The organism is Pseudomonas sp. G11 (genome assembly GCF_029457515.1).
Classification (GTDB): domain Bacteria; phylum Pseudomonadota; class Gammaproteobacteria; order Pseudomonadales; family Pseudomonadaceae; genus Aquipseudomonas; species Aquipseudomonas gorinensis.
In genome coordinates this window covers 5,540,395-5,561,319 of sequence record NZ_CP120377.1, presented here as the reverse complement: position 1 = coordinate 5,561,319, position 20,925 = coordinate 5,540,395, and the positions used below count along the sequence as shown (strand labels likewise).

Genomic DNA, 20,925 nt, shown 5'->3' with positions numbered 1-20,925 from the left:
GGGCTATTCCAGCAACCGTCTGAACGCTTCGATCGGCAATGGCCGGCTGTGCAAATACCCTTGGAACAAATGGCATCCCAGCTTTTGCAGGAACGCCAGTTGCTCCGCGGTCTCCACCCCTTCGGCGATGACTTCCAGGTTCAGGCTGCGGGCCATGGCCACGATGGCACGGATGATTTCCGCGTCGTTGGGGTCGTGGGTGGCATCGCGGACAAAGGACTGATCGATCTTCAGCGCATCCACCGGCAGGCGCTTGAGGTAAGTCAGGGAGGAATAACCGGTGCCGAAATCGTCCATGGCAAAGCTGACGCCGAGTTTTTTCAGGCGGCGCATCTTGGCCACGGTGTCTTCCAGGTTCTGGATCACGATGCCTTCGGTGATTTCCAGTTTCAGCAGGCTGTGGGGCAGTTGATGTTGCTTGAGGCTGTGCTCCACCCGTTCGACAAAATCGGCCTGGCGAAACTGCCGGGGGCTGATGTTCACGCACAGGCTGAAGTTCAGCGGGTCTACCAGACCTTCGGTAATCAGTTGCTGAAACGCGGCGCAGGCTTCATCGAGGATCCAGGTGCCCACTTCGAGGATCAGGCCACTGTCTTCCAGGACCTTGATAAATTCCGATGGCGACTGTGCGCCCAGCTGCGGATGCTGCCAGCGCACCAGGGCCTCGGCACCGACAATCTTGTTGCCGCGCGCATCCACCTGGGGCTGGTAATGCACGCTGAATTCGCCGCGTGACAGGGCCAGGCGCAGGTCGGTTTCCATGCGCAGCCGCTCGCTGGCGGTCTTCTGCATGCTGTTGTGGAACATCTGCGTGGTGTTGCGCCCGGAATCCTTGGCGCGATACAGGGCGATGTCGGCACGCTTGAGCAGGTCCGCCGGGGTCGAGCCATGGTCGGGAATCAGCGCTACGCCAATGCTTGGCGTGACTTGCAGCCGATGGCCGTCGAGGAACATCGGTTCCGAGAGCAGTTCGCGCAGGGTATCGGCCAGTTCCTGTACCTGGGCGCTGACTGCCGTGCGGGTGCCGTCCAGGCCGCTGAGCAGCACCACGAATTCATCGCCTCCCAGGCGCGCCACGGTGTCTTCCATGCGCACGCTGGCTTCCAGGCGAGCAGTGACGATTTTCAATACGGTGTCGCCCACCGGATGGCCGAGGGAGTCGTTGATGTGCTTGAAGTGATCGAGGTCGAGAAACAGCAGGGCGCCGCGCAAATTATGGCGCTTGAGCAAGGCAATCTGTTGGCTCAGCCGGTCCATCAGCAAGGCGCGGTTGGGCAGGTTGGTCAGCGGGTCGTGATAGGCCAGGTGGCGAATCTGAGCCTGCGCGTTTTTCAGCAGGCTCACGTCCCGAGCGGTCAGCAGCAGGCACGGGGTTTCATTGAGAGTGATCGGTTCGACCGACACTTCCACCGTCAATACCTCGCCGCGCTTGTTGTGCCAGAGCATTTCCAGGTGATGGATGCGCCCCTTGAGCTGCAATTCGGCCAGCAGCGCGGCGCGTTGTTTTTCATCGGCCCAGATGCCGATCTGGTAGAGCGTCAGGCCGATGGCTTCTTCGGCGCGAAAACCGGTCAGCCGGCAGAAGCCATCGTTGACTTCCACATAGCGGCCGGTGTCGCGCTCGGTGATGGAAATCGCGTCGGGGCTGGAGTGGAACGCCTTGGCGAATTTTTCTTCGCTGGCCTTCAGCGCGGCTTCCGAGCGTTGCTGCTGGGTGATGTCCCGCAGCGTCGTGACGATGCACGGCTGGTCGCCGACCTTGATCAGTCGGCTGGAAATCACGCACGTCAGGCTTTGGCCGTCCTTGTGGTGCACCACGATGGCGACATTGTTCAGCGCCTGGTCGCGTATGACTTGTTCGATTCGTTGCAGGCGCCTGCTCGACTCATCCCACAGGCCGATCTGTTCGGCGCTCTTGTCGAGCACTTCGGCGGCGGTGAAGCCAAAGGTCTGGGTGAAGGCCGGGTTGATTTCGATAAACGCGCCACTTTCCAGGCAAGTGACGCAAATCGGGTCGGGGCTGGCCTGGAACAGGCTGGCGAATTTTTCTTCGGAGGCGGTCAGCCGTTGTTCGCGCTCGACCTGGTCGGTGATATCCAGCAGGGTGCCGGCCATGCGCAGCGGAGCGCCTTTTTCGTCGCGGTACAGGCGCGCGCGGCTTTCCAGGTAGCGTGAGCTGCCGTCTTCCAGTTGCACGCGGTAAGTCAGTTGATAATTGCCGGCCGGGCCTTCGCGCAGGGTGCGATAGGCGTTGCGCATGTTCTCGCGCTCTTCCTTGGGCATGCCCTCGAAAAATGCCTCGAAGGATTCATGGAAGGGCTCGGCCGGCAGGCCATGCAGCTGGGCGGCACGGGCTGAGCCGTAGAGCATGCCGCTGGGGATATGCCAATCCCAGGTGCCCAACTGCGCCGAGTCCAGCGCCAGGTCGAGGCGTTCCTGGCTGTCCTTGAGGGCCTGCTCGGCGTTTTTGCGTTCGGTGGTGTCGAGGAAGGTGCTGAGCAAATAGGCCTCGCCCTCCAGCTCGACTTTTTGCGCGCTGAGGGTGCCATCGTGGATCTGTCCACTGCTTGCGCAGAACTGTACTTCCATGGTGATGGGTTCACCTTTGCGCTGGGTCGCCTTGACCAGTTGCGCGCGTTGCTCGGGATGGCGCCACAGGCCCAGTTCCAGGGTGGTGCGGCCTATCGCTTCGGCCAATGGCCAGCCGAACAGCATCTGGAAATACTGGTTGGCCTCGCTGATCAGGCCATCCGACTGGCGGGTCAGCAGGACCATGTTCGGGCACAGGTGAAACAGCGTCGCGAAGCGCTTTTCGGAGTGGCTGAGGGCGTGTTCCCGTTCGCGTTGGCGGGTGGTCTCGCGGATCACCCCGATCATGCGGCGCCGGCCGGCCTTGTCCGGTGCCAGGTTGCCGTTGATCTCCAGCCAGTGGTGGCTGCCATCCGGCCATTGGATGTGGTGGTGCATGGCCTGTTCGAACGGCTCGCCGGCCAGCACCGCGTGGAAGGCCCGAACGACCCGGGCGCGATCCTGCGGTGCCAGCAGGTCAAGGTAATCCACGTCCCTGGGTAGCGGCTGGTGGGGGTCGAAGCCAAACAGCGCCTGGGTGCCTCGGGACCAACTGATCCGGCCGGTTTCGATTTCCCAGCACCACGCTCCCAGCCGTGCGGCGTTCAGAGCTGCCAGCAACTGCGGAGCGCTGTCCCAGCTTCGTTCCGCCTCTTGAGGGTCAAGGGCGTAGATGCGGGGTAAGGGTGGCACGGAATCGACGGGGTTGCGCATTATCAAAGGGCCTTGGCTCGATGGGCAAACAGCGCGGGTTCAGTCAGGCCTTGAGGCCGCACAGTGTCATGCCGATGCTCCTGGCAGATCGACTTGTGCATCCAGCAGGCTCATGAACGCCCGCGCAGCGTTCGACAGCGTCCTTTCAGTGTGCACGATATAGCCTAGCTGGCGACTGAGTTGTATGCCCGGCAAAGCGATACTTGCCACCTGGTCATCGAGCATTGTGCGCGGCAGCACGCTCCAGGCCAGGCCAATGGAAACCATCATCTTGATGGTTTCCAGGTAGTTAGTGCTCATGGCGATGTTTGGCGTCAGGCCCTGGGCCTCGAACAAGCGGCTGACAATATGATGGGTAAAGGTATTGCCGCCGGGAAAGACCGCCGGGTGCCCGGCGATATCGGCCAGGTTGACCGGGCCGTTGCTGATCAGGCTGTGCTCCGGTGCCACCACGAAATCCAGTGGGTCGTCCCACACAGGAGTGGCGCGCACCAGGTTGTGGGGGGCGGGCGCCAGGGTGATCACCGCCACTTCGGCGCGACCGTGCAGAATTTCATCGTAAGCGACCTCCGAATCGAGAAACTGGATGTCCAGTGCCACGTTCGGGTACGTGCGGGTGAACGTGCGCAATACCGGCGGCAGGCGGTGCAGGCCGATATGGTGGCTGGTGGCCAAGGTGAGGCGCCCGCTGACTTCGCCGGTGAGGTTGGTGAGGGCGCGGCGGGTGTCGTCCAGCACGTTGAGAATCTGATAAGCGCGCGGCAGCAGGGCGCGGCCGGCCTCGGTCAGGCCGACTTCACGGCCCAGGCGATCGAATAAACGCACCTTCAATTGCTGTTCCAGGCCGGCGATGCGCTTGCTGATGGCCGGTTGGGTCAGGTGCAGGCGTTCACCAGCGCCGGAGAAGCTGCCGGTCTCGGCGATGGCAATAAAGGCATTGAGGTTGGCCAGGTCCATTGTTGTATTCCAGTTGGTAATCCAAAGCATAAAAAATATGAATTTGAGTTATTTAATGTAGCGCCATACCATCAGCCTCACAAGCCAAAGGGTTATTGAATGTCTCAAGACCCGGGGCATAGAAATACCGCTGATGAGGACCGACTGATGGCCGGCAAAACGCTTTACGACAAGCTTTGGGATTCCCATGAAGTGAAACGGCGCGACGATGGCTCGTCGCTGATCTATATCGACCGTCACATCATCCATGAAGTGACCTCGCCCCAAGCGTTCGAAGGCCTGCGGCTGGCCGGGCGCAAGCCCTGGCGCGTCGACTCCATCATCGCCACCCCGGACCACAACGTGCCGACCACCCCGGAACGCAAGGGCGGGATCGACGCCATTGTCGACACGGTGTCGCGTTTGCAGGTACAGACCCTCGACGATTACTGCGACGAATATGGCATCACCGAATTCAAGATGAATGACGTGCGTCAAGGGATCGTTCACGTGATTGGCCCGGAGCAGGGCGCCACCTTGCCGGGCATGACCGTGGTCTGCGGCGACTCCCACACCTCGACCCACGGTGCGTTCGGCGCCTTGGCCCATGGCATCGGCACCTCCGAGGTGGAACATGTGTTCGCCACCCAGTGCCTGGTCGCCAAAAAAATGAAGAACATGTTGGTGAAGGTCGAAGGCAAGTTGCCGTTCGGCGTCACCGCCAAGGACATCGTGCTCGCGGTGATCGGCAAGATCGGCACCGCCGGCGGTAACGGCCATGCCATCGAGTTCGCCGGCAGCGCCATTCGCGACCTGTCCATCGAAGGCCGCATGACCATCTGCAATATGTCCATCGAAGCCGGTGCCCGTGTGGGGATGGTGGCGGCGGACGAAAAAACCATCGAATACGTCAAAGGTCGTCCATTCGCCCCGAAAGGCGCTGATTGGGACGCGGCTGTCGAAGCCTGGAAAGACCTGGTCTCCGATGCCGATGCGGTGTTCGACACCGTGGTCGAGTTGGACGCTGCCCAGATCAAGCCGCAAGTCAGCTGGGGCACCTCGCCGGAAATGGTCCTGGCCGTCGACCAGAACGTGCCGGACCCGGCGCAGGAAGCCGACCTGGTCAAGCGTGGCTCCATCGAGCGTGCATTGAAGTACATGGGCTTGAAAGCCAACCAGGCGATCACCGACATCCAGTTGGATCGCGTGTTTATCGGCTCCTGCACCAACTCGCGGATCGAAGACCTGCGCGCTGCGGCGGTGATCGCCAAGGGCCGTAAAGTCGCCTCGACCATCAAGCAAGCCATCGTGGTGCCGGGGTCGGGCCTGGTCAAGGCGCAAGCCGAAGCGGAAGGCTTGGACAAGATCTTCCTCGACGCCGGTTTTGAATGGCGTGAGCCGGGCTGCTCGATGTGCCTGGCGATGAACCCGGACCGCCTGGAGTCCGGCGAGCATTGCGCGTCCACCTCCAACCGTAACTTTGAAGGGCGCCAGGGCGCCGGTGGCCGTACCCACCTGGTCAGCCCGGCCATGGCCGCCGCGGCTGCCGTCAACGGTCGTTTCATCGACGTTCGCGAATTGATCTGAGGAATACCCGATGAGAGCTTTTACCCAACACACAGGCCTTGTCGCGCCGTTGGACCGTGCCAACGTGGACACCGACCAGATCATCCCCAAGCAGTTCTTGAAGTCGATCAAGCGCACCGGTTTCGGCCCTAACCTGTTCGACGAGTGGCGCTACCTGGACGTGGGCTACGCCTACCAGGACAACTCCAAGCGCCCGTTGAACAAGGACTTCGTGCTCAACGCCGAGCGCTACCAGGGCGCCAGCGTGCTGCTGGCCCGCGAGAACTTCGGCTGCGGCTCCAGCCGTGAGCACGCGCCGTGGGCCCTGGAAGAATATGGCTTTCGCAGCATCATCGCGCCGAGCTATGCCGACATCTTCTTCAACAACAGCTTCAAGAACGGCCTGTTGCCGATCATCTTGAGCGATGCGGAAGTGGATGAGCTGTTCAAAGCGGTGGAAGCCGATGTGGGTTATCAGTTGACCATTGACCTGGCCGCGCAAACCGTGACCCGCCCGGATGGCAAGGTGTATCACTTTGAAGTCGATGCGTTCCGCAAGCACTGCCTGCTCAACGGCCTGGACGATATCGGCCTGACCTTGCAGGACGGCGATGCGATTGCGGCGTTTGAAGCCAAGCACCGGGCGAGCCAGCCATGGTTGTTTCGTGACGCCTGAATTGATGTAGGCAGGACCGGCCTCATCGGGGGCAAGCCCTCTCCCACATTTGGAATGCGTTCCCCTGTGGGAGGGGGCTTGCCCCCGATAGGGCCGGTACTAGCAACACAACCCTTGAAGGATGCCACCATGACCAACACCGCCCACACCCAAGTCGTGCAAAAACAATTCGGCGAGCAAGCCTCTGCCTACCTGAGCAGTGCCGTGCACGCCCAAGGCACCGAATTCGCGTTGCTCCAGGCCGAACTGGCCGGGCAGTGCGCTGCGCGACTGCTGGACCTGGGTTGCGGTGCCGGTCACGTGAGTTTCCATGTGGCCCCGCTGGTCAAGGAAGTGGTGGCTTACGACCTGTCCCAGCAGATGCTCGACGTGGTGGCAGCCGCTGCCAAGGATCGTGGCCTGGGCAACATCAGCACCGTGCACGGCGCTGCCGAGCGCCTGCCGTTTGCCGATGGCGAATTCGACTTCGTGTTCAGCCGCTATTCGGCGCACCATTGGAGCGACCTCGGCCTGGCCCTGCGCGAAGTTCGTCGGGTGCTCAAGCCGGGCGGCGTGGCGGCGTTTGTAGACGTCTTGTCACCGGGCAGCCCGCTGTTGGACACTTACCTGCAAACCGTCGAAGTGCTGCGCGATACCAGCCACGTGCGCGATTATTCCGCTGCCGAGTGGATGCGCCAGCTCAGCGAAGCCGGCTTGCACGTGCGCAGCAGCAGTCGCCAGCGCCTGCGCCTGGAATACAGTTCATGGGTTGAGCGCATGCGCACGCCACCGGCCCTGCGTGCTGCGATCCTGCAACTGCAGCAGGCAATGGGCCAGGAAGTGCGCGATTACTACGAAATTCAGGCCGACGGCACCTTCAGCACCGACGTACTGGTGGTCTGGGCCGAACGCTGATTATTTTTCCCGACCTGCCCACGGGCGGGTCGCTTGATGAAATGAGGAACGCATGAGCAAGCAGATTCTGATTCTCCCTGGCGACGGTATTGGCCCGGAAATCATGGCCGAAGCGGTCAAGGTCCTGGAACTGGCCAACACCAAGTACAGCCTGGGCTTCGAATTGAGCCACGACGTGATCGGCGGCGCGGCCATCGACAAGCACGGCGTGCCTCTGGCCGATGAAACCCTGGACCGCGCCCGTGCGGCCGACGCTGTGCTGCTCGGCGCCGTGGGTGGCCCGAAATGGGACAAGATCGAGCGTGATATCCGCCCTGAGCGCGGCCTGCTGAAGATCCGTGCGCAACTGGGCCTGTTCGGCAACCTGCGCCCGGCGATTCTCTACCCGCAACTGGCCGACGCTTCCAGCCTCAAGCCGGAAGTGGTGGCGGGCCTGGATATCCTGATCGTGCGTGAGCTGACCGGCGGTATCTACTTCGGCTCGCCACGTGGCGTGCGTGAGTTGGAAAATGGTGAGCGTCAGGCCTACGACACCCTGCCGTACAGCGAGAGTGAAATCCGCCGTATCGCCCGTGTCGGTTTCGACATGGCCCGTGTGCGCGGCAAGAAAATTTGCTCGGTGGACAAGGCCAACGTCCTGGCGTCCAGCCAACTGTGGCGCGAAATCGTTGAAGAAGTGGCCAAGGACTACCCGGACGTTGAACTGAGCCACATGTACGTCGACAACGCCGCCATGCAACTGGTGCGCGCGCCGAAGCAGTTTGACGTGATCGTTACCGACAACCTGTTCGGCGACATCCTGTCCGACCAGGCCTCGATGCTCACCGGTTCCATCGGCATGCTGCCGTCGGCGTCCCTGGACACCCACAACAAGGGCATGTACGAGCCATGCCACGGGTCGGCACCGGACATCGCCGGCCAGGGCATCGCCAACCCGTTGGCGACCATTTTGTCGGTGTCGATGATGCTGCGCTACAGCTTCAACCAGGGCATTGCGGCGGACGCGATCGAGAAGGCGGTGAGCCTGGTGCTGGACCAAGGCCTGCGCACGGGCGACATCTGGTCGCAGGGTTGCACCAAAGTCGGTACGCAAGAAATGGGCGACGCAGTAGTCGCCGCGTTGCGGAATCTGTAATCTCTCGGGCCCGCTTGCAGTTGTTGCTGCAAGGCGGCCCACTTTTTAACAAGGTGTAGTTGCGATGAAACGTGTAGGTCTGATCGGTTGGCGCGGTATGGTCGGTTCCGTGCTCATGCAGCGGATGCTGGAAGAGCAGGATTTCGATCTTATCGAGCCGGTGTTTTTCACCACCTCGAACGTGGGTGGCCAAGGGCCGTCCGTGGGCAAGGATATTGCCCCGCTCAAGGACGCCTACAGCATTGACGAGCTCAAAACCCTCGACGTGATCCTGACCTGCCAGGGTGGCGACTACACCAGCGAAGTCTTCCCCAAGCTGCGCGACGCCGGCTGGCAGGGTTATTGGATCGACGCCGCGTCGAGCCTGCGCATGCAGGACGACGCCGTGATCATCCTTGACCCGGTCAACCGCAAGGTCATCGACCAGCAGCTGGACGCAGGTACCAAGAACTACGTCGGCGGCAACTGCACCGTCAGCCTGATGCTGATGGGCCTGGGTGGCTTGTTCGAAGCCGGCCTGGTCGAGTGGATGAGCGCCATGACGTATCAGGCAGCCTCCGGTGCCGGCGCGCAGAACATGCGTGAGCTGATCAAGCAGATGGGCGCGACCCACGCGGCGGTCGCCGATCAACTGGCCGATCCGGCCAGCGCGATCCTCGACATCGACCGCCGCGTGGCCGAAGCCATGCGCAGCGACGCGTACCCGACCGAGAACTTCGGCGTGCCGTTGGCTGGCAGCCTGATCCCGTGGATCGACAAAGAGCTGCCGAACGGCCAGAGCCGTGAAGAGTGGAAGGCCCAGGCCGAAACCAACAAGATCCTCGGCCGCTTCAAGAGCCCGATCCCGGTGGATGGCATCTGCGTACGCATCGGCGCCATGCGCTGCCACAGCCAGGCGCTGACCATCAAGCTGAACAAAGACGTGCCGATCGCCGATATCGAAGGGCTGATCAGCCAGCACAACCCTTGGGTCAAGCTGGTGCCGAACAACCGCGACATCAGCATGCAGGAGCTGAGCCCAACCAAGGTCACCGGCACCCTGAATGTACCGGTGGGCCGTCTGCGCAAGTTGAACATGGGCACCCAGTACCTGGGCGCGTTTACCGTCGGCGACCAACTGCTGTGGGGCGCGGCCGAGCCGCTGCGTCGCATGCTACGGATCCTGCTGGAGCGTTGATCGCCTGAGGCAATACAAGAAACCCGCGACTGGTGACAGGCGCGGGTTTTTTGTTGTTCTTTCGGGCGCTATCGGGGGCAAGCCCCCTCCCACATTCGACCGAATTCCAACGTTGAAATGCTGTTCACTGTGGGAGGAGGCTTGCCCCCGATAGCATCATCAGCCCCACCACCAGCCCCAGCTTAATTGCCTGCCCCCCCAAGCACCCGGTAAAGTGCCGCTCCCCCCGCAATGCCCGAGGCAGCCTCCATGACCCAGACCTTTGATATCGCCGTGATCGGCGCCACCGGCACCGTTGGCGAAACCCTGGTACAGATTCTCGAAGAGTTGAATTTCCCGGTCGGCGTCCTGCATCTGTTAGCGGGCAGCAATTCTGCCGGTGCGTCGGTGCCGTTTCGTGGCAAGAACGTGCGCGTGCGCGAAGTCGATGAGTTCGATTTCAGCAAGGCGCAACTGGCCTTCTTCGCGGCCGGTCCGGCGGCGACACTGAGCTTTGCGCCGCGTGCCACGGCGGCCGGATGTTCGGTGATCGACCTGTCGGGAGCCTTGCCCGCCGATCAGGCACCCCAGGTGGTGCCGGAGGCCAATGCCCACGTGCTCGAGGGTCTGAAAGCGCCATTCCAGCTGAGCAGCCCGAGCCCGTCCGCGACCAACCTCGCCGTCGTCCTGGCGCCGTTGCGCGGTTTGCTGGATATCCAGCGGGTCGCCGTCACCGCCAACCTGGCGGTCTCGGCCCAAGGCCGTGAAGCGGTCAGCGAACTGGCCCGGCAAACCGCCGAGCTGTTGAATGTGCGCCCGCTGGAGCCGCAGTTCTTTGATCGGCAGATGGCCTTCAACCTGCTGGCACAAGTCGGCAAGCCAGACGCCCAAGGTCATACGGCCTTGGAGAAACGTCTCGTACACGAACTGCGTGCCGTGCTGGAAACTCCTTTGCTAAAGATTTCCGCAACTTGCGTTCAAGCCCCGGTGTTTTTTGGCGATAGCCTGACTGTGTCCTTGCAATTGGGCGCGCCGGTCGACCTTGCCGCCGTTAACCGTGTGCTTGAAGCGGCACCGGGCATCGAGCTGGTGGAAGAGGGGGATTACCCGACTGCCGTGGGCGATGCGGTGGGTCAGGATGTGGTGTATGTAGGACGGGTTCGCGCCGGTGTGGACGACCCGGCGGAACTTAATTTGTGGCTGACGTCAGATAACGTACGCAAAGGCGCCGCCCTGAATGCCGTGCAACTGGCGCAGTTGTTGATAAAAGGCCTTGTGTAAAAGATACTTGGCGGCAATTTGTAGATTGATTCTAACCAGGCGCTATGCTTGGCCCCAAGCAGGAACAGAAGCGCGTCGGTGACCTATCGGCTCGCCATGCCTTATGGCAGCGGTTACCAACCTTCTCGCAGGCCGGGGAGTGTTCAAACAAAGGATGAGGCTATGGTTCAAGTTCGCAAACTGGTGTTAGCAATAGCGGCCGCCTCGGCGCTGTCCTCCGGTATGGCGCAGGCGCTGCAGCTGGGGGAGATGACCCTCAAGTCGAAGTTGAACCAGCCATTGTCGGTGGAAATCGAATTGCTCGATGTCGGCGGCCTCACAGCCTCCGAGATCACGCCGAGCCTGGCTTCATCCCAGGCGTTCGTGGATGCCGGCGTCGATCGCCAGGCATTCCTCAACGACCTGACATTCACGCCGGTGATCAATCCCAACGGCCGCAGTGTGGTGCGCGTCACCTCCAGCAAGCCGCTGCCGGACTCCTATGTGCGCTTCCTGTTGCAGGTGCAATGGCCCAATGGTCGCCTCATGCGCGACTACAGCGTGCTGCTCGACCCGGCCAAGTTCGACCAGCAGGCGCCAGCCGCAGCCCCTACAGCCCCAGCAGCCCCTGCGCCGCGCCTGAGTGCGCCGGCCAATACGGCGCCCGCCGTGAGCAAGCCCGCCCAGCATACGACTACCTCCCACGACACCCTGTGGGAAATTGCCGAGAAGTACCACAATGGCGGTTCGGTACAGCAGACGATGCTGGCCATCCAGGCACTGAACCCCGACGCCTTTATCGACGGCAATATCAACCGCTTGAAAACCGGCAAGGTACTGCGCCTGCCGGACACGGTACAAAGCACGGCACTCGCGCAACCCAAGGCGATCGCCGAAGTGTCGGCGCAGAACCTCGCCTGGCGCCAGGGGCGCCGTACGGCGAGCAATCAAGCCGCGGGCAAGCAGCAACTGGATGCCACCAGGCGCACCCAGGCAGGCAATGCGCCGTCGAGCACCAATGCCAAGGACAACTTGAGCCTGGTCTCGGCCGATGCGAAGAAGGGCGCCAAGGGCAAGGCGGGCGATAGCCAGGCCCTGAGCGACAAACTGGCGATGACCCAGGAACAACTGGACACCACCCGTCGCGACAACGAAGAACTGAAAAGCCGTGCTGCCGACCTGCAGAGCCAGTTGGACAAGCTGCAAAAGCTGATCCAGCTGAAAAATGATCAATTGGCCAGGCTGCAGGCGGATAAATCGGCTGCCCCGGCGACGGCGGCGATGCCTGCTCAGTTGGCGGTTGACCCGGCCGCCGCGGCGGCAGCACCGGCTGCAACGCCGGCCGCTCCGGCCCCTGCCGAGCCTTCGCCCGCCCCCATCAAGGCGGATGCCGCCCCGACCACTGCCGAAGGCAAATTCAACGACCTGCTGACCAACCCGATAGTTCTGGGGGTGATCGGCGGTGCCGCTGGCTTGTTGGTGTTGTTGCTCCTGTTGCTGTGGGCACGCCATCGCAACGCGCGCCGCGAAGAGGAAAAGCACCTGCGCATGGCGCGGGCCCTGGCCGAAGAGCCGGAATTCACCTCGAATATCGATCAAGACCTGCCGCCGGACAGCTTCGAGGGCCTTGAGGTCACGCCGCCGAACGTCAAGCTGGCGGCGGCTCCTGCGCCGGCTCCCGCTCCCGCTGCGGTCGTGGTGCCGAGCGTGGCGTCGGTGCTGTCGCCGCTGGCGGTTGCGGTCGCACCCGAGCACTCGTCCGATGCCTTGGCACAGGCCCAGTCCCATATCGACCGTGGCCACCTGAACCAGGCCGCCGATGTTCTGGAGCAGGCGATCAAGCACGAACCCAAGCGCAGCGACCTGCGTTTGAAGCTGATGGAAGTCTACGGCCTGCAAAGTGACAAGGACGGTTTCGTGACCCAGGAGCGCCAACTGGTGGCCAATGGTGAAAACCATGCCCAGGTCGAGCAGCTCAAGTCGCGCTTCCCGGCCATGGCCGTGCTGGCGGCGGGTGTAAGCGCTGCGGTAGCCGCTGCCGCGCTGGACGCTCAATACGTCAAGGACCTGCTGGAAGACAAGCCAGCGCCAACGCCCGCGCCAGCGCCGGTAGCTGAAGCCGATGCGCTCGACACTGACTTCGACCTCAGCCTGGATGACCTGGAAGCGGCCTCGCCAGCGAACCTGGAAGACGAATTGAGTTTCGAGTCGGTCCTGCAGCAGCAGACAGAAGCCAAGGCAAGCCAGGACGACTTGTCGGATTTTGACCTGGACCTGCAACTCGATGCGCCGTCTGCGCTGTCTGATGATGACTTCCTCTCCGGTCTTGAGGAGCAGATGAAGGATGCGCCGGCGGTCGAACCGCCGACACTGACGCCGGCCGCGTTGGACGACTTCGATCTGCCGGAAGACTTTGACCTGTCCCTGGCCGATGAGCCAGAGGCTCCGGCGACGGCCAAGCCTGATGGCTTCGCTTCCGAACTGAATGATGTCAACGCCGAGCTCGACCGCCTGTCCCAGAGCTTGGAGAACCCGCCGATCGAGCCTTCCTTCACGGCTGAAGATGCAGCGTTGGGTGACGATGAGCCGGAGTTCGATTTCCTTTCCGGGACCAATGAGGTCGCCACCAAGCTCGACCTGGCCCAGGCTTATATCGACATGGGGGATGCTGATGGCGCGCGGGATATCCTCTCCGAAGTGCTGACCGAAGGCGATGATGTCCAGCGCAGCGAAGCCAAGGAAATGCTCGGCAAAATCTGAAGTTCGACGCACGTCCTGTGTGGGAGGGGGCTTGCTCCCGATAGCAGTGGGTCAGCACGTACATGGGCTGACTGATTCCCTGCTGTCGGGAGCAAGCCCCCTCCCGCATTTGGTTGGCGTCAATCCCTAACAAAAGCGCACGCCATGCAGCCGCCGCATTTATAATGGCCGCCTTTGCGCAACTCATCAGGCTCTCAGTTCTTGGCAAATATAGATAACGCGGCCGCCGAAATGGCGGCCGCAGGCTTTTACCGGATCGCCCTGGGCGTGGAATACAAAGGTTCGCGCTACCGCGGCTGGCAGCGCCAGGCCTCGGGTGTGCTGACGGTGCAGGAAACCTTGGAGAACGCGCTGTCGAAAGTCGCCGACTCACCGGTCTCGCTGATGTGCGCCGGGCGCACCGATGCGGGCGTACACGCGTGTGGCCAGGTGGTGCACTTCGACACTCAGGCTGAGCGTTCGATGAAGGCGTGGGTCATGGGCGCCAATATCAATTTGCCCCATGATGTCAGCGTCAGCTGGGCCAAGGTCATGCCCGCGCATTTTCATGCGCGCTTCAAGGCCATCGCCCGGCGCTATCGCTATGTGATCTACAACGACCAGATCCGTCCGGCGCACCTCAACGAAGAAATTACCTGGAACCACCGTCCGCTGGATGCCGAGCGCATGGCCGAAGCAGCGCAGCACTTGGTCGGTGTCCACGATTTCAGTGCGTTCCGCGCCGGTCAGTGCCAGGCCAAGTCGCCGATCAAGGAAGTCCACCACCTGCGGGTAACCCGCCATGGCAAGATGATTGTGCTGGATATCCGCGCGGGGGCGTTCCTGCACCATATGGTGCGCAATATCGCCGGCGTACTGATGACCATCGGCACCGGCGAGCGGCCGGTTGAGTGGGCCAAGGAAGTGCTGGAAAGCCGAATTCGCCGTACCGGCGGCGTCACGGCCCATCCGTTCGGCCTGTACCTGGTGGATGTGGAGTACCGCGACGAGTTCGAGCTGCCGCAGCGTTTCATCGGACCACACTTCCTCACAGGTTTCAGCGAACTTGGCGGCTGACGCCCGGAAAAGCTTTTGTTACCATCCGGGACTTTCTCGGTTTCCCCCTGAGGTTTCTACAATATGTCTGCCGTTCGCAGCAAGATTTGCGGGATTACCCGCATAGAAGACGCGCTGGCGGCCGTCGAGGCGGGGGCGGATGCCATTGGCTTGGTGTTTTATGCCAGGAGCCCACGGGCGGTGAATGTGTTGCAGGCGCGGGCTATCATCGCCGCGTTGCCGCCGTTCGTGACCACTGTCGGCTTGTTCGTCAACGCCAGCCGCTGCGAACTCAACGAAACCCTGGATGCCGTACCGCTGGACATGCTGCAGTTCCACGGCGACGAAACCCCTGATGAATGCGAAAGCTATCAACGCCCATATATCAAGGCGTTGCGGGTCAAGGCCGGTGACGATATCGCTGGCGCCTGCGCTGCTTATACTGGTGCACGCGGGATTTTGCTGGACACCTATGTCGAGGGGGTACCTGGCGGCACGGGCGAAGCGTTCGACTGGACGCTGATTCCCGAGGGGCTGAGCAAGCCGATCATCCTGGCGGGTGGGCTCAATTCCGCGAATGTCGGGGCGGCGATCGCGCAGGTTCGCCCGTATGCCGTGGATGTCAGCGGTGGCGTAGAGCAGGGCAAGGGCATCAAGGACCACAGCAAGATTCGCGCATTCATGCAGGCCGTGCGCAACAGCAGGGAGGCGATGTGACGGCGGGCAGTCTGCCGCCGTCCATAGTGACCACTGTGTAAAACAGCCCGGTGCCGCCTGCGGGAGGCCCGGAAATGAAGTGGCGACCGTGCATTGGCCGGTTGTCTGGAAGGCTGAGGATGCATGCGGGAAATGGCTGGTCGAACGCCTGACCCCGTCCAGCATGTGTCATCGCCACATATGAATTTAGCTCAAGGGCATACGCGGGGCTGTGTTCAAGCCACCGGTACTGGAGAAAGAAAGCATGAGCAACTGGTTAGTAGACAAACTGATCCCTTCGATCATGCGTTCCGAGGTGAAAAAAAGCTCGGTTCCTGAAGGTCTGTGGCACAAGTGCCCATCCTGCGACGCGGTGCTGTACCGCCCGGAACTGGAAAAGACCCTGGACGTTTGCCCTAAGTGCAACCATCACATGCGTATTGGCGCCCGCGCCCGCATCGACATCTTCCTCGACGCCGATGGCCGTAACGAGCTGGGTGCTGACCTTGAACCGGTTGACCGCCTCAAGTTCCGCGACGGCAAGAAGTACAAGGACCGTTTGACCGCTGCGCAGAAGCAGACCGGTGAGAAGGATGCGCTGATTTCCGTCAGCGGCAAGCTGCTGGGCATGCCGGTGGTGGTGTCTGCGTTTGAATTTTCCTTCATGGGCGGCTCCATGGGTGCCATCGTCGGTGAGCGTTTTGTACGTGCCGCCAACTACGCCCTGGAAAACCGTTGCCCGATGATCTGCTTCGCCGCCTCCGGTGGTGCGCGTATGCAGGAAGCGTTGATCTCCTTGATGCAAATGGCCAAGACCTCCGCGGTATTGGCGCGTCTGCGCGAAGAAGGTATTCCGTTCATCTCCGTACTGACTGATCCGGTCTACGGCGGCGTTTCCGCCAGCCTGGCGATGCTGGGGGATGTGATCGTTGGCGAGCCAAAAGCCCTGATCGGCTTTGCCGGGCCGCGAGTGATCGAGCAGACCGTTCGCGAAAAACTGCCCGAAGGCTTCCAGCGCAGCGAGTTCTTGCTGGAGCACGGCGCGATCGACCTGATCATCCCGCGCGGTGAGCTGCGTCCACGCCTGGGTAGCCTGCTGGCGCAGATGATGGGCCTGCCGACGCCGGTCTACGTTGCTCCGAAGGTTGAGCCGATGGTCGTGCCGCCGGTGCCAGCAAACCTATGACCCAACGTACCCTGGGCGAATGGCTCGCCTACTTGGAGCAGTTGCATCCGTCCGCCATCGACATGGGCCTGGAGCGCTCGCAACAGGTAGCGGCCCGCCTTGGGTTGGGCCGCCCGGCACCGCGTGTGATCACGGTGACCGGCACCAACGGCAAGGGCTCTACTTGTGCCTTTGTCGCGGCGCTGCTGCAAGCTCAAGGGCTGAAAGTGGGCGTCTATAATTCCCCGCACCTGCTGCGTTACAACGAGCGGGTGCAACTCAATGGCGTCGAAGCCACTGACCAGCAACTCTGCGAAGCCTTCGCGGCCCTCGATGCAGGGCGTGGCGAGATCTCCCTGACCTACTTCGAAATGGGCACCCTGGCGGCGTTCTGGCTGTTCGAGCGTGCGCAACTGGACGTGGTTGTGCTGGAAGTCGGGCTGGGCGGGCGCCTGGACACGGTCAACGTGGTGGATGCCGACTTGGCGCTGGTCACCAGCATCGGTGTCGATCATGCCGATTACCTGGGTAATACCCGCGAGTCCGTGGCCTATGAAAAGGCCGGGATCTTTCGCCGGGGCAAGCCAGCGCTGTGCGGCGACCTGGATCCGCCTCATACCTTGCTCGACAAGGTGCGCGAGCTGGGTTGTCCGTTCTTCCTGCGCGGGCATGAATTCAATCTTGAGATTGGCGCTGAGCATTGGCAGTGGCGCGGGCGTGATGCGCGTGGCCAAGTGGTCGAACTGCATGATTTGCCGCTGCTGAACCTGCCGATGGAAAATGCGGCGCTCGCGCTGCAAGCCTACCTGCTGCTGGACTTGCCATGGGACGCCGAGCAGATTGCCGCGACGTTGTTGGCGACCCGGGTGGTCGGGCGCCTGGATCGCCGGGTGTTCAACTGGGCAGGCAAGCGCCTGAACCTGCTGCTGGACGTGGGTCATAACCCGCATGCGGCCCAATACCTGGCGCAGCGCCTGTCGCGCACGCCGCCGGTGGGTCGTCGTCTGGCAGTCTTCGGTTTGTTGGCCGACAAGGACCTGGATGGCGTGGTTTCACCCTTGTTGGGCAGTGTCCAGGCGTGGGCGGTGGCGCCGCTGGATACGCCGCGCAGCCGTCCGGCTGCTGAGCTGGTAGTGGCCTTGCAGAACCTTGGCGCGTCCGTGACGTCTTATGCAAGCGTTACCGCTGCCCTTGAGGCCCAGTGTGCGGTAGCAACGGCCGAGGATGAAATTCTGTTGTTCGGATCATTTTATTGTGTTGCCGAGGCGCTTGAGTGGTTGGCCCGGCGCTCCACGGAGGAAGCTGCACATGGCATTACTGGATAGCGCATACAAGCAGCGAATGGTCGGAGCCTTGGTGCTGGTGGCATTGGCGGTGATTTTCCTGCCGATGCTCTTCTCCCGCCAGGATGAACAGCGCCAGGTTGTCGTGGACGTGCCCGCAGCGCCCCAGGCTTCGGCCGTACCGCAGGTGCAGGTTGAGCCGGTGGTGGTGCCGGAGCCGCAGGCATTGCCTGAGGAGGAGCCGGTGCCGACCGATGATGAAGTGGCCGCCCAGCAAGCGCCTTCGATGCCGGTGCAGCCAAGTGTGCCGGTGGTCAAGCCGACACCGGCTCCGGCTGTCGCCGCGAAGCCTGTTACGCCAGCCGCGGCGCCCAAGCCGGTCGCACCGCAACCGGCTGCACCGGGCAAGCCGGATGTGGGCCAGAGCCGTATCGACCCTAATGGCCTGCCGATCAGTTGGTCGATTCAGGTCGCTAGCCTTGGCAGTCGCGACGGCGCCGACGCCTTGCAGAAAAAACTGCGTAGCCAGGGGTATAACGCCTATATCCGCAGTGCCGATGGCAAGAATCGGGTGTTTATCGGGCCGCTGATCGAGCGCGCCGAGGCGGACCGCCTGCGGGATTTGCTGGATCGCCAGCAGAACCTGAAGGGTTTCGTCACCCGTTTCCAGCCTGAGCGCGGCTGAGTTCGCCTCGCGTTCAGCCTGGAATGCAGTCAAATGTGGGAGGGGGCTTGCTCCCGATAGCGATGGGTCAGTATCCGATGTGCTGACTGACCCACCGCCATCGGGAGCAAGCCCCCTCCCGCTTTGCTTTTGTGCGGGACTTGAAATGCGCTCAACTCGCCACAAACTATTGATTTGCAAAGCACCCGCAATCACAGCTTACCGATAGCCCGGAGCTCTGCTAAAATGCGCCGCCTCATCCGTCCGTAGGCTCAAACGTGCCATTTACCTGGGTTGATTGGGCGATTGTTGCAATCGTCGCCATCTCCGCTTTGATCAGTCTAAGCCGCGGCTTCGTCAAAGAAGCACTGTCGCTGCTGACCTGGATCATCGCAGGAGTCTTCGCCTGGATGTTCGGCGGTTCGCTGTCGGTCTACCTGAGCGGATACATCGAGACACCCTCGGCTCGCGTCATCGCGGGCTGCGCCATCATGTTCATCGCCACGCTGCTGGTGGGGGCAATGGTCAATTATCTTATTGGCGAGTTGATACGTGTCACCGGCCTCTCCGGGACCGATCGATTTCTCGGCATGGCCTTTGGCGCCGCGCGTGGCGCGTTGCTGGTGGTCGTGGCGGTCGGGCTGTTGAGCCTGGGGCCGGTACAGCAGGATGCATGGTGGCAGGAGTCGGTACTCGTGCCAAAATTTCTATTGGTTGCAGATTGGTCCAAGAACCTCATTCTGGGGTGGAGCAGTCAGTGGCTGGCCAGCGGAATCAGCGTACCCGCTGATCTTCCGTTCAAGGAACACCTCTTGCCGGCCAAAACGCCTCAGTAAGCAGTGTTCAGTCAAGATTCATTAAGTAGGGGTTGCGTCGCATGTGTGGCATCGTCGGTATCGTCGGTAAGTCGAACGTCAATCAGGCGCTGTATGACGCGCTAACCGTCCTCCAGCACCGCGGCCAGGACGCTGCCGGTATTGTGACCAGCCACGACGGCCGGTTATTCCTGCGCAAGGACAATGGGTTGGTACGTGACGTGTTCCATCAGCGTCACATGCAGCGCCTCGTCGGGCACATGGGCATTGGCCATGTGCGTTACCCGACTGCCGGTAGCTCGACCTCGGCCGAAGCTCAACCGTTCTACGTCAACTCGCCTTACGGCATCACCCTGGCGCACAACGGTAACCTGACCAACGTTGAACAACTGGCCAAGGAGATTTACGAATCTGACCTGCGCCACGTCAACACCAGTTCCGACTCGGAAGTGCTGCTCAACGTGTTCGCCCACGAGCTGGCCCAGCGCGGCAAGCTGCAGCCGACCGAAGAAGATGTGTTCGCCGCTGTGACCGACGTGCACAACCGTTGCGTCGGTGGTTACGCGGTGGTGGCCATGGTCACCGGCTATGGCATCGTGGGTTTCCGCGACCCGCACGGCATCCGCCCGATCGTGTTCGGCCAGCGTCACACCGACGAAGGCGTCGAGTACATGATTGCCTCCGAAAGCGTGTCCCTGGACGTGCTGGGCTTCACCCTGATCCGTGACCTGGCGCCGGGCGAAGCGGTGTACATCACCGAAGATGGCAAGCTGCATACCCGTCAGTGCGCTGTCGCGCCGAAACTCACCCCGTGCATCTTCGAACACGTCTACCTGGCGCGTCCGGATTCGATCATCGACGGCGTCTCGGTCTACAAGGCGCGCCTGCGCATGGGCGAGAAGCTGGCCGAGAAGATCCTGCGCGAGCGTCCTGAGCACGATATCGACGTGGTGATCCCTATTCCGGACACCAGCCGTACCGCCGCGCTGGAGCTGGCCAACCACCTGGGCGTCAAGTTCCGCGAAGGCTTCGTCAAGAACCGCTACATCGGCCGCACCTTCATCATGCCTGGCCAGGCGGCGCGCAAGAAGTCGGTACGCCAGAAGCTCAACGCCATTGAGCTGGAGTTTCGCGGCAAGAACGTGATGCTGGTGGACGACTCCATCGTGCGGGGTACCACGTGCAAGCAGATCATCCAGATGGCCCGTGAAGCCGGTGCGAAGAACGTGTACTTCTGTTCCGCAGCGCCTGCCGTGCGCTACCCGAACGTATACGGCATCGACATGCCGAGCGCTCACGAACTGATCGCCCACAACCGTACGACCCAGGACGTCACTGACCTGATTGGCGCCGACTGGTTGATCTACCAGGACCTGTCGGACCTGATCGAAGCGGTTGGCGGTGGCAAGATCAAGATCGACCAGTTCGACTGCGCCGTGTTCGACGGCAAGTACGTGACCGGGGATGTTGACGAGGCCTATCTGAACAAGATCGAGCAGGCGCGTAACGACTCGTCGAAGATCAAGACCCAGGCGGTCAGCGCGATCATCGACCTGTACAACAACTGAGTAGACACCGGCCCTGAGGGGCCGGTTTTGTATC

At 62.0% G+C, this 20,925-nt stretch carries 16 protein-coding genes; 14 read left to right on the top strand and 2 right to left on the bottom strand.

Annotated features, from left to right (window positions below):
• Positions 1–3: 3 nt before the first annotated feature.
• On the bottom strand, positions 4–3,282 hold the full coding sequence (locus P2T68_RS25470) for an EAL domain-containing protein (protein WP_102624573.1): 3,279 nt from the start codon (positions 3,280–3,282) through the stop codon (positions 4–6).
• Positions 3,283–3,348: 66 nt separating this feature from the next.
• Positions 3,349–4,239: a LysR family transcriptional regulator gene (locus tag P2T68_RS25465; RefSeq protein WP_024076510.1), complete on the bottom strand. Its 891-nt coding sequence runs from the start codon at positions 4,237–4,239 to the stop codon at positions 3,349–3,351.
• A gap of 147 nt (positions 4,240–4,386) precedes the next feature.
• Between P2T68_RS25465 and leuC the strand changes: the two genes are divergently transcribed.
• The 14 genes from leuC (at position 4,387) to purF (ending at position 20,891) form a co-directional block, all read left to right on the top strand.
• Positions 4,387–5,805, top strand: coding sequence for a 3-isopropylmalate dehydratase large subunit (gene leuC / locus P2T68_RS25460; protein WP_024076509.1), 1,419 nt, complete (start codon positions 4,387–4,389; stop codon positions 5,803–5,805).
• A gap of 10 nt (positions 5,806–5,815) precedes the next feature.
• Positions 5,816–6,460, top strand: coding sequence for a 3-isopropylmalate dehydratase small subunit (leuD, locus tag P2T68_RS25455; protein WP_024076508.1), 645 nt, complete (start codon positions 5,816–5,818; stop codon positions 6,458–6,460).
• 129 nt (positions 6,461–6,589) lie between these two features.
• Positions 6,590–7,354 (top strand): class I SAM-dependent methyltransferase, encoded by a 765-nt coding sequence (locus tag P2T68_RS25450; protein ID WP_277378450.1) that lies wholly within the window; start codon positions 6,590–6,592, stop codon positions 7,352–7,354.
• A 52-nt stretch (positions 7,355–7,406) separates the two neighbouring features.
• Entirely contained in the window at positions 7,407–8,489 is a 1,083-nt protein-coding gene (gene leuB, locus P2T68_RS25445; RefSeq protein WP_024076506.1) for a 3-isopropylmalate dehydrogenase, read from the top strand.
• A 64-nt stretch (positions 8,490–8,553) separates the two neighbouring features.
• On the top strand, positions 8,554–9,666 hold the full coding sequence (gene asd / locus P2T68_RS25440; RefSeq protein ID WP_024076505.1) for an aspartate-semialdehyde dehydrogenase: 1,113 nt from the start codon (positions 8,554–8,556) through the stop codon (positions 9,664–9,666).
• Between the two features lie 249 nt (positions 9,667–9,915).
• A complete protein-coding gene (locus tag P2T68_RS25435) occupies positions 9,916–10,926 on the top strand; it encodes an aspartate-semialdehyde dehydrogenase (RefSeq protein WP_024076504.1) in 1,011 nt (336 codons plus the stop codon).
• 162 nt (positions 10,927–11,088) lie between these two features.
• Positions 11,089–13,665 (top strand): FimV/HubP family polar landmark protein, encoded by a 2,577-nt coding sequence (locus tag P2T68_RS25430; protein ID WP_277378449.1) that lies wholly within the window; start codon positions 11,089–11,091, stop codon positions 13,663–13,665.
• A gap of 231 nt (positions 13,666–13,896) precedes the next feature.
• Positions 13,897–14,721, top strand: a complete 825-nt coding sequence (gene truA, locus P2T68_RS25425; protein ID WP_041160982.1) for a tRNA pseudouridine(38-40) synthase TruA — start codon at positions 13,897–13,899, stop codon at positions 14,719–14,721.
• A gap of 63 nt (positions 14,722–14,784) precedes the next feature.
• Positions 14,785–15,417, top strand: coding sequence for a phosphoribosylanthranilate isomerase (locus P2T68_RS25420; protein ID WP_069076647.1), 633 nt, complete (start codon positions 14,785–14,787; stop codon positions 15,415–15,417).
• Between the two features lie 244 nt (positions 15,418–15,661).
• Positions 15,662–16,582 (top strand): acetyl-CoA carboxylase, carboxyltransferase subunit beta, encoded by a 921-nt coding sequence (accD, locus tag P2T68_RS25415; protein WP_024076500.1) that lies wholly within the window; start codon positions 15,662–15,664, stop codon positions 16,580–16,582.
• Complete coding sequence (gene folC, locus P2T68_RS25410) at positions 16,579–17,886, top strand: bifunctional tetrahydrofolate synthase/dihydrofolate synthase (RefSeq protein ID WP_277378448.1); 1,308 nt, start codon at positions 16,579–16,581, stop codon at positions 17,884–17,886. The genes accD and folC overlap by 4 nt, the downstream gene beginning before the upstream one ends.
• Complete coding sequence (locus P2T68_RS25405) at positions 17,870–18,529, top strand: SPOR domain-containing protein (RefSeq protein WP_168232060.1); 660 nt, start codon at positions 17,870–17,872, stop codon at positions 18,527–18,529. Before folC ends, P2T68_RS25405 begins: the two co-directional genes overlap by 17 nt.
• A gap of 257 nt (positions 18,530–18,786) precedes the next feature.
• Positions 18,787–19,344, top strand: a complete 558-nt coding sequence (locus tag P2T68_RS25400; RefSeq protein WP_277378447.1) for a CvpA family protein — start codon at positions 18,787–18,789, stop codon at positions 19,342–19,344.
• Positions 19,345–19,385: 41 nt separating this feature from the next.
• Positions 19,386–20,891, top strand: coding sequence for an amidophosphoribosyltransferase (gene purF / locus P2T68_RS25395; RefSeq protein WP_277378446.1), 1,506 nt, complete (start codon positions 19,386–19,388; stop codon positions 20,889–20,891).
• Positions 20,892–20,925: the final 34 nt, after the last annotated feature.